The organism is Bradyrhizobium sp. USDA 3650 (assembly GCF_054057395.1).
This window is the reverse complement of the sequence record NZ_JBSRZG010000001.1, coordinates 375039-389976: the sequence shown is the minus strand read 5'-3', so window position 1 is coordinate 389976 and position 14938 is coordinate 375039. Positions and strand designations below refer to the sequence as shown.

The window sequence follows — 14938 nt, the reverse complement described above, 5'->3', positions numbered from 1 at the left end:
ACGTGCCGGGCCGGGGTGATATAGCCACTCGGGCGGGCCCTGTCAGCCCTCGATTTGTCATGGCCGCTGCCGCCGCAGGGACACGAAAAAACACGTGGATGCCGGGCATAAAGCCGGGCATGACGAGCGAAAACGGTCCTAGATTCGCCTGATGCGCCCCAGCCTGCTCAACCCGCTGTTTGCCCCCGTGACCAGCCTGCCCGGCGTCGGTCCGAAGCAGGACAAGCTGCTGCAATATCTGCTCAGCCGCAGCGAGACGCCGCGGCTGGTCGATCTGTTGCTGCATTTGCCGAGCCAGGTCATCGACCGCCGCGCGCGGCCGAAGATCCGCGACGCCGTGCAGGGAACCATGGTGACGCTGGAGGTCACGGTCGACCGCCACCGCCCGCCCCCGCCGCGCAATGCCCGCGCGCCCTACCTCGTCTACGCCAGCGACGACACCGGCGACGTCGTGCTGACGTTCTTCCGCGCCAAGCCCGGCTATGTCGAGAAGCTGCTGCCGATTGGCGAGAAGCGCTTCGTCTCCGGCACGCTGCAGATGTACGACGGCATCCCGCAGATCGTGCATCCCGACCGGGTGCTGGACGAGGAGGCGATTTCAAAACTCTCCGGCATCGATCCGGTCTATCCCTTGACCGAAGGTCTTGCGCTCGGCTCGCTGCGCCGCGCGGTCGCACAGGCGCTGCAAAAGCTGCCGGCGCTGCCGGAATGGATCAGCCCGGAGGTGCTGCGCCGTTGTAACTTCCCGCCGATCGCCGAGGCGCTCACCCGCGTGCACCAGCCGGTCGAGCTCACCGACATTCTGCCCGACCAGCCGTTCTGGTCGCGGCTCGCCTTCGACGAGCTCCTGGCCGGGCAACTTGCGCTTGCCCTGATTCGCGCGCAATTGCGCCGCCCGGCCGGTGTGCGCAACGCCGGCGACGGGCACCTCCGCAACAAGATCATCGATGCCCTGCCCTATGCGCTGACAATCTCCCAACGCGATGCCGCTGCGGCCATTGCCGACGATCTGCAACAACCGGTGCGCATGCTGCGCCTGCTCCAGGGCGACGTCGGCTCCGGCAAGACCGTGGTCGCGCTGCTGGCCGCCGCTGCCGTCACTGAGGTTGGCAAGCAGGCCGCCCTGATGGCTCCGACCGAAATTTTGGCCCGTCAGCACATCAAGACCATCGCGCCGCTCGCCGAGCGCGCGGGCATGCGGGTCGCGATCCTCACCGGCCGCGAAAAGGGCAAGGAGCGGCGGGACCTGCTGGCACAGCTCGAAGCCGGCGAGATCGACCTGCTCGTCGGCACCCATGCGCTGATCCAGGACGACGTGATCTTCAGCGATCTCGCCCTCGCCGTCGTCGACGAGCAGCATCGATTTGGCGTGCGCGAGCGGCTGGCGCTGACGTCAAAGGGCGAGGCCGTCGACGTGCTGGTGCTGAGCGCCACGCCGATTCCGCGCACGCTGGTGCTGACCTATTTCGGCGACATGGACATCAGCGAGCTCAGGGAGAAGCCGGCCGGCCGCCAGCCGATCGAAACCCGCACCATCTCGATGAGCCGCCTCGAAGAGGTCACGGCCAGCATCGGCCGCGCGCTCGAATCCGGCAAGCTGGTCTACTGGATCTGCCCGCTGGTCGAGGAATCCGAGGCCGAAGGTACCGAGCACCTGACCAATGCGACCAAGCGCTTCGAAAGCCTGCAGAAGCGTTTCGGCGACCGCGTCGGCCTCGTCCACGGCCAGATGAAGGGCACCGAGAAGGACCGCGTGATGGGCCAGTTCGCCGCCCACGAGATCGGCCTGCTGGTCGCGACCACCGTGGTCGAGGTCGGTGTCGACGTGCCGGCGGCGACCATCATGGTGATCGAGAACGCCGAACGCTTTGGCCTCGCCCAGCTTCATCAATTGCGCGGCCGCATCGGGCGCGGCTCGGAGGCCTCGACCTGTCTGCTGCTCTACTCCGATCCGCTCGGCGAAATGTCGAAGGCACGGCTGAAGGTGATCCGCGAGACCACCGACGGTTTTCGCATCGCCGAGGAAGATCTGAAGCTGCGCGGCGAAGGCGATGTGCTCGGCGTGCGCCAGAGCGGCCTGCCCGGCTACCGCATCGCCCGCTCGGAGGTGCACGGCCAGCTCATCACGCAGGCCCGCGACGAGGCGCTGCGCATCCTCAAGGACGATCCGAAACTCAAGGGCGAGCGCGGCGAGGCGCTGCGATGCCTGCTGTATCTGTATGAGCGGGATGAAGCGATCCCGCTGATCGGAGCGGGTTAGCTGGCCGCTCTCTGCCGCCCAATCTCATAAGCCGCCACATGCGCCCGGGCCAAATCCAGCAGCGGCGTGTCGATGCCGAGTGCACGGGCCCGGTTGGCCATATCGCCGAGGATATGCTCCGCCTCGGTGATCGAGCCGCGCTCGATATCACGCAGCATCGAGGCCTTGAGCGGGGAATCCGGGGTCGTGAACAGCTTGCGGTCAAACTCGATGAAAGGCGCGCGCGGCTCAAAACCCGAGGCCGTCGCGACGGCGCAGCATTCGGCGAACAGCCGGAAGATGGATTGCTCGCCGTTCGGCACGGCCAGAATGTCTCCGATGCTCGCGCGCATCAGGCAGGTGATGCCGGCGAGCGTCGAGAGCTGGACGAATTTCTCCCACATGTCCTGCATGATCGCTTCGCTGGCGCGCACGTCGATACCGGGCACGTGCAGCAGCGTCTCCAGGGCGAGCACACGCTCGCTCAGCGACCCCTCGATCTCGCCGAAGACGATGGTCTGATTGGCCATGAACTGAACGACACGGCCATCCGCATCGAGCCCGGCACTGACGTTCGCGAGGCCGCCGAGGACGCAGCTCGCGCCGAACCGCGCGGTCAGGGCGTCGACATGTTTCAAGCCGTTGAGGATTGGCAAAATCATCGTGTTGGCGCCAACCGCCGGGGCAAACTGGGCCATCGCATCGTCGAGCGAATAGGATTTCACCCCGACGAGCACGACGTCGAAGGTTTCCTTGAGATCGTCGGCCAGGATGATCTTCGGCTGCACGGCGAAATCGCCGTGCGGGCTCACGACCTGCAATCCATTCCGCCGCAATTGCTCCGCACGCCCGGCCCGCACCAGAAAGGTCACGTCGCCGCCGGCTCGGACCAGGCGAGCTCCGTAATAGCCTCCAAGCGCTCCCGCGCCGATCACAAGTACTTTCATTCGAACTCCCAATGCGGAGTGACCGCTTCCGCAGAAACAATAACAGATGAGCCTCGCGACGTCTCCTCCCCGTCATTGCGAGCGCAGCGAAGCAATCCAGAATCCCTCCGCGGTAAGACTCTGGATTGCTTCGCTGCGCTCGCAATGACGGTGTGGGTCGAGCTCGGCACATAGCGATCGGGTTGACTCGCGGCGACGCCCCTCACCCGGCGTGCGCACGCAAAAACCTGCCGTGCTCCGCTTCGGTCGCCTCGTTGGCAGGGAACATGCATTCGAGCCGCAGTTCCTCCGCCGTCACCGTCTGCGGCGTTCCGACTGTCGTGATCAGAGAGAAGTAGTCCAGCGTCACGCCGTCCTTGACGAAGGACAGCGGGATCATCGGTATCGCATCGGAGGCCGACGGCGCACGCCATTCCGGCTTCACCCCGGGGTATTGCGACAATTCCTCCAGCAGCGCCTTCGTCCTGATGTCAACGACGTGTCCGACTGCCTCGCGATACACCCGCGCCAGCAGCCCGCGTGCGGTCTGCGGCCAGTTCGCGATGAAGGGGCGCATGCCGTCCGGATCGAACATGAGATGCAAAAGATTTCGTGGCGCCGGTCGCGCCGACATGTCGATGAAGCAATTGAACAGACGCGGCGCAGCCTCGTTGGTCATCAGCACGTTCCAGTACCGGTCCATGACGATGGCGGGAAACGGCTCGTGCTGACGCAGCATGCGTTGCAGGGCACGGTTGATGCTCGTCATGGCGGGCGCCTCGAGCGCGGGATCGGAATAAGACGGCGCATAGCCTGCGGCCAGCAGCAGCTCGTTGCGTTCGCGTAAGGGCACGTCGAGGGCTTGTGCAAGATCGAGCAGCATCTGGCGGCTCGGAACGCTGCGGCCGCTCTCGACGAAGCTGATATGCTTCTGCGAGACGCCGGCGTCGAAGGACAGGTCGAGCTGCGTCTTGCCGCGAATGTCCCGCCATTGACGCAGCAGCGCGCCCGCGGAACTGGCGCGCGTCTTGAGGGCACTGGCCGTCGCTTTCATTGTCAGTCGGTCCTTCCGGTCGATCTGCGGCACCGTCAACGCGCATCGGCGGCGGCGCGCTCTGGCACCCCCGCCGATGGTAGCAGGTTCGTGGCGATCAACCGAAGGCGACCGGTCCCACGGCGCCGACCCAGTGCCGTACCTTGGTGTCGTCCCTCTCGTCCATGTAGAAGAAGTGCGTCATCGTGGGATGAACCGTCTTCATCGAGGGGTCGCCGGGTGTCATGTCCACGACACCCCGAAACACCTTCAGCGAGCCCGCGTCCCAATATTCGGTGATGTGATGCAGCGCCGTGAATCCGGTGTCGATGAAGGCCTTCAGATTGGCGCGGATCGCCTCGCGCCCCTTCCAATCGGCGACGCCGAGATTGCAGACGGCGTCCTCCGCAAAACAGTCGAAGCCTCGTCCAAAGGTCTTGTCGTCGATCTCCCGCCACATGTCGAGCAGCCATTGCGGCGGCTCCTTCTTCGTAAACACGACTTGCATAGCTCTCTCCTCATGCACTGACGCACGCGCAACAGGAGGCTTGATTGAATGCGTCCTGTCGGGTGGATGACCGGGACAGTAGCCAGGCTTTGGATTGGCTCAATTACATGCCAGGTAATAGCGCGCGTCCAGGAGGCCTCCTCTTTCCCTGGGCCCGACTTTATGGAACCCTACGACGATGCGCCGGATCATCGTCGTGGGCTGTCAGGGCAGCGGAAAGACGAGCCTCTCCCGGAATCTCGGGCGAAAGCTCGGGCTCCCCGTGGTGCATCTCGACGTGCTCTACTGGCGGCCGGGATGGAAGCCATCGGACAAACCGAGCTTCCGGGCGCGCGTCACTGACGCGATCGCGGGCGACGCATGGGTTGTCGACGGCAGCTTCTCGGGACTTGCTTTCGATCTCACGCTGGCGCGCGCCGACACGCTGGTCGTTATCGACCGCCCGCGCTGGCTCTGCCAATGGCGCATTCTCCTGCGCTCCGCCTTCGATCGCGACATGACCCGGCCTGATCTCCCGGAGGGGTGTCCCGAACAGTTCGACTGGAAATTGATGCGCGAGGCGTGGCGCTACGACACCGAGCGCGCGCCCGTCATCGAGGCCGAGCGCGTGCAGTATGGCGATGACGTCCCGGTCGTGCGCTTGAGACGCGATCGGGACATCCAGGGTTTTCTGGATTCGGTGCACGGCACATGATCGATGGCCGACGCGAGACCGGACGATCAGGATTTCTTCTGCGCGATACGCGCGGCGAATGCCTTCATCAGATCGGTATCCGCCGCCTCGCCTTTCGCGTCCTTGGCGAGATGCTCGAACCAACGCGCAAAGCCTTCGTAAACCTGGCTCGCCGGATGATCGGGGCCGAGGAAGCCGGAAATCTCCCGCATCTCCGCAACCCAGCGATAGGCCTTCGGGATCATGTCCGGCAGCGCGACTTCGAGCCGGGCCAGAACCGCGGGTTGGCTGAGTGCGAGTTCGTCGCGCAGCGCATCAGCAGCCCCCGCTTTCGTTGCCGCGACCACCATCGCCGAGCCAATCCCGGCGAGGCCCTTGACGATCCCGGCATACGACATTTTCAGCGCGGACGCGGCACCGACCGGCCCTTCGACGATCCGCACGTCGAGCCCGAGGTCTTTCAGCACGGCGACATCCTTGGCGTGCTCGCCCGACATGTAGAAGGCCGGGCTCTTGCCACCGGGCTGGGGCGGGAACCCGATGATGCCGGCATCGACGAACGGCGCCTGTGCCGAGCCGATGATCTCCTCGATCCTCATCACGGTGTCGACGTTGACGGCATTGCAATCGACGACAACCGGCTTCTTCTCGCGCCGGACGATCAGCCCGGCCAGCCGCTCGGCAAGCGCCACGGCTTCGCCCGGCGGCACGATCGAGAGGATGATGTCGGCGTCCGCGATCGCGTCGTCCTCGGCGCCGATCATGCCGGCATCCATCGCGCGTTTACGCGTCGCCTCGCTCCGTCCTTTCAACGACGTCAGCACGCGCGCGCCGTGCTCGCCGAGACGGCGGGCCACGGCACTGCCCATGGCACCGGGCGCGAGAATCGCAATGGTTTTGGACATCGTGCACTCCAGATCGAAATCCGAGCAACGCGCTCGATTCACCGGAGACTAGCAGAGGACGGGACGCCCGCGTGACCGACGGCCATCCCGCAGAGGAATGGCCCTACTCCACCTTCGCAGGCTGGGGCTGGAGCGCCGAGGCGTTGGCAATACGCGCGGCATTCGCCATGCCCGCCAGCGCCGCCGCCTTCTTCGAATCGGGCGCTGAGCCCGGCTGCACGACGCCGGCCGACATGATCAGCGTCGCGGCGTCCTCGGTGCTCATGTCGACTTCGACGATCTTGCTCTTGGGCACGTAGAAGAAAAAGCCGGTGGTCGGGTTCGGCGAGCACGGCAAGAACACCGAGACGTGCTCCTCCTGACCCGGCAGGCTGCGGGAGACATCCTCGTTCGGCGCTTGCGAGATCAGCACGATCGACCACATGCCCGGCGAGGGAAACTCGACCAGGCCGACCTTGCGGAAGCTCGAGCCCTTGCCCGAGAACAGCGTCTCGAACACCTGCTTCAGGCCGCGGTAGATCGCGCGCACCGCCGGGATGCGGCCGAGGAAGGTCTCGCCGACATCGACCAGCGTCCGGCCGATCAAATTGGCCGCGAGGAAGCCGACCAGTGTCAGCGTGAAGAATGCGACGATCAGCCCCCAGCCCGGGATGACGTACGGCATGTAGGTTTCAGGCCGATAGGCCAGCGGCACGAACGGCCGCACCACGCCATCAACCCAGGTGACGAACCACCAAACCAGATAAAAGGTGATCGCAACCGGTCCCGTCACCACGAGACCGGTGAGGAAGTAATTGCGAAAGCGGCCCATCAGGCCGGTATGCGTCTCCGGCACGGGATCAAGAGGCGCAGGCGCGTCGTCACGGGGGTTCATTCGGGTTCCAGGTCGGTCGCTTCGTTCAAGCTAGGGTCTTCTAGCAGGTTTTGGAAGACCACGAAGCGTTCCGGCCCGACCCTTCTGCCTATTCCACGGTCACGGATTTCGCGAGATTGCGCGGCTGGTCGACGTCGGTCCCCATGATCACCGCCGTATGATAGGCGAGCAGCTGAACCGGGACGGCATAGACCATCGGCGTGAACGCCGCCGCCATGTCGGGCATGACGATGGTGACGAGGGACTCGACGGTCGCCTCCGCCGCGCCTTTTGCGTCGGTCATCAGGATGATCTTGCCGCCGCGGGCAGCGACCTCCTGCATGTTGGAGACGGTCTTTTCGAACACCCGGTCGTACGGCGCGATGACGACGACGGGCATGGTCTCGTCGATCAGCGCGATCGGGCCGTGCTTGAGCTCGCCGGCGGCATAACCCTCGGCGTGGATGTAGGAGATCTCCTTCAGCTTCAACGCGCCTTCGAGGGCGAGCGGGAAGCTGGTGCCGCGGCCGAGATAAAGCACGTCACGCGACTTGGCGATCTCGCGGGCGAGCTTCTCGATCTGGAGCTCGGTGGTGAGCGCATCCGACATCAAACGCGGAATCTCGACGAGCCCGTGGACGAGCTTGGTCTCGTCCTCGTCGGACAGTTCGCCTCGCGCCTTGCCGGCCGCGATCGCAAGATTTGCCAGGACCATGAGCTGGCAGGTGAAGGCCTTGGTCGAGGCGACGCCGATCTCGGGGCCGGCCAGTGTTGGCAGCACGGTCTCGCTTTCGCGCGCGATCGTCGAGGTCGGCACGTTGACGACGGCGACCGTGTGCACGCCCTGGTCCTTGGCGTAACGCAGCGCGGCCAGGGTGTCGGCGGTCTCGCCAGACTGCGAGATGAAGATGGCGAGATCACCCTTGCGCAAAGGCGCCTCGCGGTAACGGAATTCGGAGGCGACGTCGACCTCGACCGGCACGCGCGCGAAACGCTCGAACCAGTATTTTGCAACGAACCCGGCGTAGCTCGCAGTGCCGCAGGCCGTGATGTTGATGCGCTGGATATTCTTGAAGTCGAACGGCAGCTTGACCGGGAGCGAGACCCGCTCGGTCGCCATGTCGACATAGCGTGCCAGCGTGTGGCCGACCACTTCAGGCTGCTCGTGGATTTCCTTGGCCATGAAGTGGCGATAGTTGGCCTTGTCGACCAGCGAGGTCGAGGCGGCGTGCTTGGTCTTCTCGCGCTGGACGGCGTGGCCGTCCTTGTCGAAGATAGAAGCGCTCGTATGGGTCAGCACGACCCAGTCGCCGTCCTCGAGATAGCTGATCGTGTCGGTGAACGGCCCGAGCGCGATGGCGTCGGAGCCGAGATACATCTCGCCATCACCATAGCCGATCGCGAGTGGCGGACCGTTGCGGGCGCCGATCATCAAATCGTCCTCGCCGGCGAAGATGAAGCCGAGCGCGAACGCGCCGCGCAGCCGCGCCAATGTCAATTTCACCGCTTCCACCGGCTTGTTGCCGCGCGTGAGCAGATCGTCGACGAGATGCAGCACGATCTCGGTGTCGGTCTGGGTGTGGAACACCGTGCCTTTCTTCTCGAGCTCCTCGCGCAGCTCGCGGAAATTCTCGATGATGCCGTTGTGAACCACGGCGACACGCTCGGTCGCGTGCGGGTGCGCATTGTTCACGGTCGGCTTGCCGTGGGTGGCCCAGCGGGTGTGACCGATCCCGGTCGTGCCCTTGAGCGGCTCGGCCTCCAGCCGCTTCTCCAGATTCTTCAGCTTGCCCTCGGCGCGGCGGCGCTCGAGATGCTTGCCCTCGAGCGTGGCGACGCCCGCCGAGTCATAGCCCCGATATTCAAGACGTTTGAGCGAATCCACCAATTGCTCTGCAACCGGCTCGCGCCCGAGAATGCCGACAATCCCGCACATGCGGATCAATATCCCCCAAATCGTGGAAAAATCGCCTAAACGACGCGCTCGGTTTTTAGCGAAGTTCCTAAGGAACCAGATACTCAATAATTATTGCCGATTGAGACAGCACCGACGGCAACGCGCCTCGCCTGCGTCGAACTGGCTGGGCCTTAAACCGCGCGCATTAACTAGTTGTCAACGAATTTGGCCAACCCTTGCAGACTGAGGAGAGAAGGCCATGAAAGGCTCATCCAACCGCAAAAGTCTGTCATCGATGTCGGTGAGCGCCAGCGAGACCACCGGCACGCACCTTGCGCATTGGCCGCCGCCCCAGCGCGGCAAGGAAAGCAAGCCGGTCTTCATCAAGCACGTCGCCGGCGAGCCGGCCAAGCGCGCCAAGGCGCGCGGCTGGCGCCTGACGCGCGCGCGATCTTCTCGGAATTCGCCGACGACGAATAGCGACGCTTATTTCGTCGGCTTCTTTTCAAGCTTCTTGCCACCCGTCTTCATCTCGCGATAGCGCGCCGCACCACCTTCGCGGATGGTCTGCGGGCTGCGCTCCAGCGCCATGGCGTCATCAGGCACGTCGCGCGTGATCACGGAGCCCGAGCCGATATAGGCCCCGTTGCCGATGGTCACCGGTGCGACCAGCGAGGAGTTGGTGCCGACGAAGGCGCCCTGCCCGATGATCGTCTTGTGCTTCTTGAAGCCGTCGTAGTTGCAGGTGATGGTGCCGGCGCCGATGTTGGAATTGGCGCCGATTGTGGCGTCGCCGATGTAGGAGAGATGGTTGACCTTGACGCCGGCCTCCAGCGTCGCGGCCTTGGTCTCCACGAAATTGCCGATGCGCGCGCCGTCGCCGAGCGAAGTGCCGGGCCGCAGCCGCGCATAGGGGCCGATGGAGACCTTCTTGCCGAGCTTGGTCTCGACGATATGCGAGAAGGAATGGACCACCGTGCCGTCGCCGATCGAAACGCCGGGGCCGATCACCACGAACGGCTCGATCGTCACGTCCTTGCCGAACACGGTATCGGCGGCGAGATAGACGGTTTCGGGCGCGATCAGCGTGACGCCGGCCTCCATCGCCGCTTTCCGCAACCGCGCCTGCATCACGCTTTCGGCCTCGGCGAGCTGCGCCTTGGTGTTGATGCCGCGCACTTCGTCCTCGCTGGTTTCGATCACCACGGCATCCCATCCCTGTTCGCTGACAATGCCGACCGCGTCGGTCAGATAATATTCGCCCTTGGAATTCGCATTGCCGACCTGGTCGAGGATCGCGAGCGCGCGGCGCCCGTCGATCGCCATGACCCCGGCATTGCACAGGTCGATCCTGCGCTCCTCGGCGCTCGCATCGGCCTGCTCGCGGATCGCGACCAGGCGGTCGCCCTCGACGATGAAGCGGCCATAGCCGGTGGGATCGGCGGCGCGGAAGCCGAGCGCCGCAATCGCGGCGCCCTTGGCCAGCGGCGCGCGGAGCCGCGCAAAGGTCTCGGCCGAGATCAGCGGTGTGTCGCCGAACGCAATCAGCAAATCATCCACGCCCCGCGCAATGGCATCACGCGCCGCCAGCACCGCGTGCGCGGTGCCGAGCCGGTCCTGTTGCACGAAGGTGAGCGCGTCGGGGCGGATGCGCTTTGCTTCGTCCGCCACCGCCTGATGGTCGGGTCCGATCACGACTGCGAGCGAGGTGCCGGTTCCCCTGGGCGCCGCGGCGAGCACGTGGGCGAGCAGGCTCTGATGCGCGACCGGATGCAGCACTTTCGGCAAATGTGAGCGCATACGCGTGCCTTCGCCGGCGGCGAGCACGATCGTGAGGCTGGAACGGGCGGTCATCGAAATCCTGTCAATCGGCCGAATCAAGTGGCGCCAGCGGGCGACGGCCGCCCTGATGAGCTATCGCCTTGCTACCCCCGCAAACGCCCGGAGTTCAAGTGCGACACGCTTTTCCTGTTAATGTTCCCTGATTGATTCGGGGAAGCCGGACAGGGGTTGGGCACTTAACGTTCATGGCAAAGGATTCCGACCCACTGGCGGATGCCTTCGGCGCCAAGGAGACCGGCGGGCTGTTCTCCGGACTTGTGGCCGAGGAGAGTTCGTTCGATCGCGGCATGATGTGGCGGCTGGGCTCATGGGGCGTGGCGGCCGTCGGCGCCGTGGTGCTTGCCGTGTTCGCCAACCAGGCCCAGCTCGGCTGGCGGCGCGACCAGGTTGCGTCCGCCGATCTCGCGCGCCAGGCCGACCGGCTCCAGATCCTGACCAAGGAGAGCCAGAACGAGGCCCGCCGCCTCGCCTCCGCGATCGAGACGCTGAACACCGATCGCGACCGGCTCTATTCGCGCGTCACCGTGCTGGAGCAAGGGCTCGATTCCGTCACCGGCGCCATCGCCAAGCAGACGACAACGCCGCCGCAGGCGTCCGTTGCGAAGCCGCAGGACGCGCCGGCTTTGATCGGGCCGCCGGCGCCCGGCATCGGGCCGGTTGCCTCGACACCGGCTGCGGCCAACGACAAGCCGCGCACCGAGGCCGCAAAGGAGCCATCGAGCCCGCCGCCACAGAGCGCGGCCGCGGCCTCGCTCGTCGCGCAATCCCCGGCGACGACGGCGCCACTGCCGATGCTTCCATTGGTCCCGTCCAAATCGATCATGGCGCCGCCCGATCCGGCCGCCCCGAAACTGGTTCAGCCCGAGTCCACTGAGAAGACCACTGAGAAAGCGGCCGAGAAGAAGCCCGATCCGGCGCCCGCCCCGGTCGAAGTCGCCGCTGCACCAGCCAAGCCGCCGGAGGCCGCCGAAAGCGAGGCTCCCGCGATCGCGGTCCAGCAGACGCGCTTTGCGATCGATCTCGGTGGCGCCAACTCGCTCGACGGCCTGCGCGCATTGTGGCGCGGGCTCACCAAATCCAATCCCGAGATCGCAGCGCTGCGGCCGATCATCATGATCAAGGAAGGCAACACCGGCCTCGGCATGCAGCTCCGCCTCGGTGCCGGCCCGCTGATCAATGCAGCGGCTGCGGCAAAACTCTGCGCCGGCCTCGCCGAGAACGACCGCCACTGCGAGACCACCGTGTTCGACGGCCAGCGGCTGTCAATGCGCGGCGGCCAGGAAAAGCAAGAGAAGACTCAGGATCGAGTTCAGGAGAAGAACTCAGACAAGAACCAGGACTCGGTGCCGCAAGCCGAGACCGCCCCGGCGCCCGCGCCCGCCGCCAAGCCCGACAAGCATCGCCGCAGCTATTCCTCAAAACGCTCGTCGAAGCGCGAGGAGCCCGCGCCTGCTCCTGCGGCGCAGCCGGCCGCACAGCCGAAGCCGGAGACGGCGTCGGCGGGATCGACGCTGTCGTCGTTCTTCAGGCGATAGACGCGGCACCCGCTCTCCGGCGGGGAAGACCATCTCGCGGCCGACGTATCAAACGATACGAAGGTTTCCAACACAAAACGGCAGTATCCGCGACGAACATGATTCGGAGCGGAGATGGCGGACGAGACGTTTCTGCGCGAGCACCTCGCTCTTATCCGCGAATTGGCCGAACAGGCCGACCCCTATATCAGGAAGCGATTGCTGGCCTTGGCCGAAAAATACGAACGTCGGCTGAGGGACCAGAACCGGACGATACAAACTCGCCCTTGAGAGCTCATCGGCGCACGCAATCACCTACTCGATGCGCGCTTTTTCCTTCAGGTCGCGAATGCGGTTGTCAGCTTCATCCTTCGACTGAACCAGTTCCGACCAATCCTCGACCCGAGCTTGCTTGCTCAGCCTCTTGAGTTCGTCCAGTTGCTCCTGAGTTGGCTTTTCCATGCTCGCTCCTTGTATGCAGCATGCGTTGCGCGGTCACACCGTTTCAAAACCTGCGCAGCCCCAGCCTGTTCCTGGATATCTTCGGGCCAGGCGCGGCCGCCTTTAACTGGCCGCGATCGACATAAATTCACCTTCCCTGTTGCCCGCCCGCGCCTTCCCGACCATATTGCCGCCATGACAAAAAAGCCCTTCCGTCTCACGCCCTACCAGGTGCAGTTCCTGATCGTCGTCAGCTTCGCCAGCGTCGGCTATGCACTCTATCTGCGCTACCTCGGAATCGAAAACTCGCAGGTCGGTCTCGCCTGCGATGCCGGGCTTCAGACCCTGGTCTGCAAGGCGCGCTCGGTCTCGACCGTGCTGTTCAAGAATTCGGTGTTCGGCATCGTCGCGCTGGTGGTGGCGACGCTGAACCTGATGCGGCCGTCGATCGTGCTGCTCACCGTCGGCATCATCGCCGCCGGCCTCGGCATCGTGCTCTACAATGTCGTGCTGTCGGGCCTGGCGATCGGCCTGTTCATTCTTGGATTTGCTCGGCCCGCGCCCGCCACAGCGTGAGCGCGAACAACAGATAGATCGCGCAGGTCCACAGCGACTGCCAATTGTCGCGGCCCTCGTTGAACAGCACATAGGCCGCCGACAGCGTCAGCACGCCGGCGAAGACCGATTCCGCGATCGGACGCTGGCCGATCTGCGGCCGGTTCAGCATCAACAGCGCGAACGGCACCACCGCCATCGTCAGCGAGGCGTAGGGGAAGTCGTGGTAGCGCGGGTCGAACACGAAGGCGAGCGCGGTCTGCGCCGCGATCACCGCCGTCACCGCCAGCGTCAGACCCAGCACGGCGGTGAGCTTCGACCATTTCCGGCCCTCGCGCGGACCGAGCAGATCGAGGAAGGTCGGAAGGCTGCGGCCGATCACCATCGCCTGCGCGCAGAAGATCGGCGACAGGATGCCGGCCGCGATCAGCGTGCCCCAGAGCAGCCAGCCGCCGATGCCGTAGCTCTCGTAGTACATCTTGTCGGCGCCGATCCCGAGCAGGATGCCGGCCGAGGTCGCCGAGATCGCCACACCGAGCCAGGCCGAGAAGCGCGGCGTCCAGGGCCTGCGCCGCAACGTCAGGCCGGCCACCGCGAACACCAGCACGCAGAGGCCCATGCCGGCGCCCATGTACCATTTCCAGTACGGGAAATTGCTGATCGGCTGGCCCGGCGGATATTTCAGGGTCCGGCGCACCGAATCATAGAGGCCCCAATAGCCGCCGACGGTGCCTTCCAGCTTGCGCTTCCACGGCTGGTCGTAGGACTCGATCAGATTGACGCGGAATTTCTGCGCTTTCGCGAGGCTCAGGATCTCCGAGACCACGCGCGCCTGGTTGGTGCGCGACGGCAGCGCGCCCTCGCGCATGCGCCCTTCGCTCGGCCAGCCGGTTTCGCCGATCAGGATCTCCTTGCCGGGAAATGCGACCGCCATGCGCTCGCGGATCTGTTCGACATGGGAAGCGGCAAACTTCGCCTTGACCGGGAAGTCCTCCCAATAGGGCAGGATGTGGATCGTGACGAAGTCGACGGCGTCATAGATCTCGCGATTCCTGAGCCAGAACTCCCAGACATCGGCATAGGTGACGGGCACGCTGACCTGGGCCTTCACCGAGCGGATGATGGAGACGAGGTCCGCGGTCGTCATCTCGCCGCGCAGCAGCACCTCGTTGCCGACGATGATGCTGGTGATGATTCCGGGGAAATCCTTGGAAAGACGAATGGCGAGCGCGGCCTGCTCGAAATTCTTGGTGCGGTTGCTGGAGAGCCAGATGCCCTGCAGCACCTTCAGCCCGCCGATCCGGGCCGCGATCGCCGGCACCTGGTCCAGCCCGTTCTCCATCGAATAGGTGCGGACGCAGTCGGTGATCTCCTTGAGCTGGCGCAGGTCCTGCTCGATCTGGTCGGCCTCGATATGAGTCCACGCGTTCAGCGGCGACTGCTCGCCGCGGAACGGCGCGTAGGAGACGCACTGGACCTTGTCGGCGGGATCGATCGGGGCGCGCGCGAGCGAGATCGGCGTGGCAAGCCACCACCACACGGCAGCGATCGC

14 protein-coding genes and 1 pseudogene are annotated in these 14938 nt (G+C 65.0%); 6 read left to right on the top strand and 9 right to left on the bottom strand.

Annotated features, from left to right (window positions below; genetic code table 11):
• The first annotated feature begins 151 nt into the window (after positions 1–151).
• Positions 152–2260, top strand: coding sequence for an ATP-dependent DNA helicase RecG (recG, locus tag ACVIN2_RS01900; RefSeq protein WP_456764278.1), 2109 nt, complete (start codon positions 152–154; stop codon positions 2258–2260).
• Here recG and panE read toward each other — a convergent pair.
• The 3 genes from panE to ACVIN2_RS01885 form a co-directional block, all read right to left on the bottom strand.
• Positions 2257–3186, bottom strand: a complete 930-nt coding sequence (gene panE / locus ACVIN2_RS01895; RefSeq protein ID WP_456764277.1) for a 2-dehydropantoate 2-reductase — start codon at positions 3184–3186, stop codon at positions 2257–2259. The genes recG and panE overlap by 4 nt on opposite strands.
• Positions 3187–3388: 202 nt before the next feature.
• Positions 3389–4219, bottom strand: coding sequence for a helix-turn-helix domain-containing protein (locus tag ACVIN2_RS01890; protein WP_456764276.1), 831 nt, complete (start codon positions 4217–4219; stop codon positions 3389–3391).
• A 97-nt stretch (positions 4220–4316) separates the two neighbouring features.
• Entirely contained in the window at positions 4317–4706 is a 390-nt protein-coding gene (locus tag ACVIN2_RS01885) for a nuclear transport factor 2 family protein (RefSeq protein WP_456764275.1), read from the bottom strand.
• Positions 4707–4884: 178 nt separating this feature from the next.
• Between ACVIN2_RS01885 and ACVIN2_RS01880 the strand changes: the two genes are divergently transcribed.
• Complete coding sequence (locus ACVIN2_RS01880; RefSeq protein WP_456764274.1) at positions 4885–5400, top strand: AAA family ATPase; 516 nt, start codon at positions 4885–4887, stop codon at positions 5398–5400.
• A gap of 26 nt (positions 5401–5426) precedes the next feature.
• On the opposite strand, the gene ACVIN2_RS01875 is transcribed toward ACVIN2_RS01880, so the two are convergent.
• From ACVIN2_RS01875 to glmS, 3 genes are all read right to left on the bottom strand, one after another.
• Positions 5427–6284, bottom strand: a complete 858-nt coding sequence (locus tag ACVIN2_RS01875; protein ID WP_456764273.1) for a DUF1932 domain-containing protein — start codon at positions 6282–6284, stop codon at positions 5427–5429.
• 103 nt (positions 6285–6387) lie between these two features.
• Positions 6388–7158, bottom strand: coding sequence for a DUF502 domain-containing protein (locus ACVIN2_RS01870; protein WP_456764272.1), 771 nt, complete (start codon positions 7156–7158; stop codon positions 6388–6390).
• 88 nt (positions 7159–7246) lie between these two features.
• Complete coding sequence (gene glmS / locus ACVIN2_RS01865) at positions 7247–9073, bottom strand: glutamine--fructose-6-phosphate transaminase (isomerizing) (RefSeq protein ID WP_456764271.1); 1827 nt, start codon at positions 9071–9073, stop codon at positions 7247–7249.
• A gap of 220 nt (positions 9074–9293) precedes the next feature.
• Between glmS and ACVIN2_RS01860 the strand changes: the two are divergent.
• Positions 9294–9514 (top strand): annotated as a pseudogene (locus ACVIN2_RS01860) (hypothetical protein).
• Positions 9515–9520: 6 nt separating this feature from the next.
• Here ACVIN2_RS01860 and glmU read toward each other — a convergent pair.
• A complete protein-coding gene (glmU, locus tag ACVIN2_RS01855; RefSeq protein ID WP_456764270.1) occupies positions 9521–10888 on the bottom strand; it encodes a bifunctional UDP-N-acetylglucosamine diphosphorylase/glucosamine-1-phosphate N-acetyltransferase GlmU in 1368 nt (455 codons plus the stop codon).
• Between the two features lie 173 nt (positions 10889–11061).
• Between glmU and ACVIN2_RS01850 the strand changes: the two genes are divergently transcribed.
• Together ACVIN2_RS01850 and ACVIN2_RS01845 are read left to right on the top strand one after the other, a co-directional pair.
• On the top strand, positions 11062–12411 hold the full coding sequence (locus ACVIN2_RS01850; protein WP_456764269.1) for a hypothetical protein: 1350 nt from the start codon (positions 11062–11064) through the stop codon (positions 12409–12411).
• Between the two features lie 114 nt (positions 12412–12525).
• Positions 12526–12681: a hypothetical protein gene (locus tag ACVIN2_RS01845; RefSeq protein ID WP_456764268.1), complete on the top strand. Its 156-nt coding sequence runs from the start codon at positions 12526–12528 to the stop codon at positions 12679–12681.
• A 24-nt stretch (positions 12682–12705) separates the two neighbouring features.
• Here ACVIN2_RS01845 and ACVIN2_RS01840 read toward each other — a convergent pair whose 3' ends face one another.
• Complete coding sequence (locus ACVIN2_RS01840) at positions 12706–12852, bottom strand: hypothetical protein (protein ID WP_155809610.1); 147 nt, start codon at positions 12850–12852, stop codon at positions 12706–12708.
• Positions 12853–13026: 174 nt separating this feature from the next.
• Between ACVIN2_RS01840 and ACVIN2_RS01835 the strand changes: the two genes are divergently transcribed.
• On the top strand, positions 13027–13407 hold the full coding sequence (locus ACVIN2_RS01835; RefSeq protein WP_456764267.1) for a hypothetical protein: 381 nt from the start codon (positions 13027–13029) through the stop codon (positions 13405–13407).
• Here ACVIN2_RS01835 and ACVIN2_RS01830 read toward each other — a convergent pair.
• The gene (locus tag ACVIN2_RS01830; RefSeq protein WP_456764266.1) at positions 13367–14926 is read right to left on the bottom strand and encodes a glycoside hydrolase family 17 protein; all 1560 of its coding nucleotides are present in this window, start codon (positions 14924–14926) and stop codon (positions 13367–13369) included. The genes ACVIN2_RS01835 and ACVIN2_RS01830 overlap by 41 nt on opposite strands.
• Positions 14927–14938 lie beyond the last annotated feature (12 nt).

What these genes read in the sequence shown, in the direction of transcription:
- recG (WP_456764278.1), top strand. Translation starts at nt 152, where the DNA reads ATGCGCCCCAGCCTGCTCAACCCGCTGTTTGCCCCCGTGACCAGCCTG.
- panE (WP_456764277.1), bottom strand. Translation starts at nt 3,186, where the DNA reads ATGAAAGTACTTGTGATCGGCGCGGGAGCGCTTGGAGGCTATTACGGA.
- ACVIN2_RS01890 (WP_456764276.1), bottom strand. Translation starts at nt 4,219, where the DNA reads ATGAAAGCGACGGCCAGTGCCCTCAAGACGCGCGCCAGTTCCGCGGGC.
- ACVIN2_RS01885 (WP_456764275.1), bottom strand. Translation starts at nt 4,706, where the DNA reads ATGCAAGTCGTGTTTACGAAGAAGGAGCCGCCGCAATGGCTGCTCGAC.
- ACVIN2_RS01880 (WP_456764274.1), top strand. Translation starts at nt 4,885, where the DNA reads ATGCGCCGGATCATCGTCGTGGGCTGTCAGGGCAGCGGAAAGACGAGC.
- ACVIN2_RS01875 (WP_456764273.1), bottom strand. Translation starts at nt 6,284, where the DNA reads ATGTCCAAAACCATTGCGATTCTCGCGCCCGGTGCCATGGGCAGTGCC.
- ACVIN2_RS01870 (WP_456764272.1), bottom strand. Translation starts at nt 7,158, where the DNA reads ATGAACCCCCGTGACGACGCGCCTGCGCCTCTTGATCCCGTGCCGGAG.
- glmS (WP_456764271.1), bottom strand. Translation starts at nt 9,073, where the DNA reads ATGTGCGGGATTGTCGGCATTCTCGGGCGCGAGCCGGTTGCAGAGCAA.
- glmU (WP_456764270.1), bottom strand. Translation starts at nt 10,888, where the DNA reads ATGACCGCCCGTTCCAGCCTCACGATCGTGCTCGCCGCCGGCGAAGGC.
- ACVIN2_RS01850 (WP_456764269.1), top strand. Translation starts at nt 11,062, where the DNA reads ATGGCAAAGGATTCCGACCCACTGGCGGATGCCTTCGGCGCCAAGGAG.
- ACVIN2_RS01845 (WP_456764268.1), top strand. Translation starts at nt 12,526, where the DNA reads ATGGCGGACGAGACGTTTCTGCGCGAGCACCTCGCTCTTATCCGCGAA.
- ACVIN2_RS01840 (WP_155809610.1), bottom strand. Translation starts at nt 12,852, where the DNA reads ATGGAAAAGCCAACTCAGGAGCAACTGGACGAACTCAAGAGGCTGAGC.
- ACVIN2_RS01835 (WP_456764267.1), top strand. Translation starts at nt 13,027, where the DNA reads ATGACAAAAAAGCCCTTCCGTCTCACGCCCTACCAGGTGCAGTTCCTG.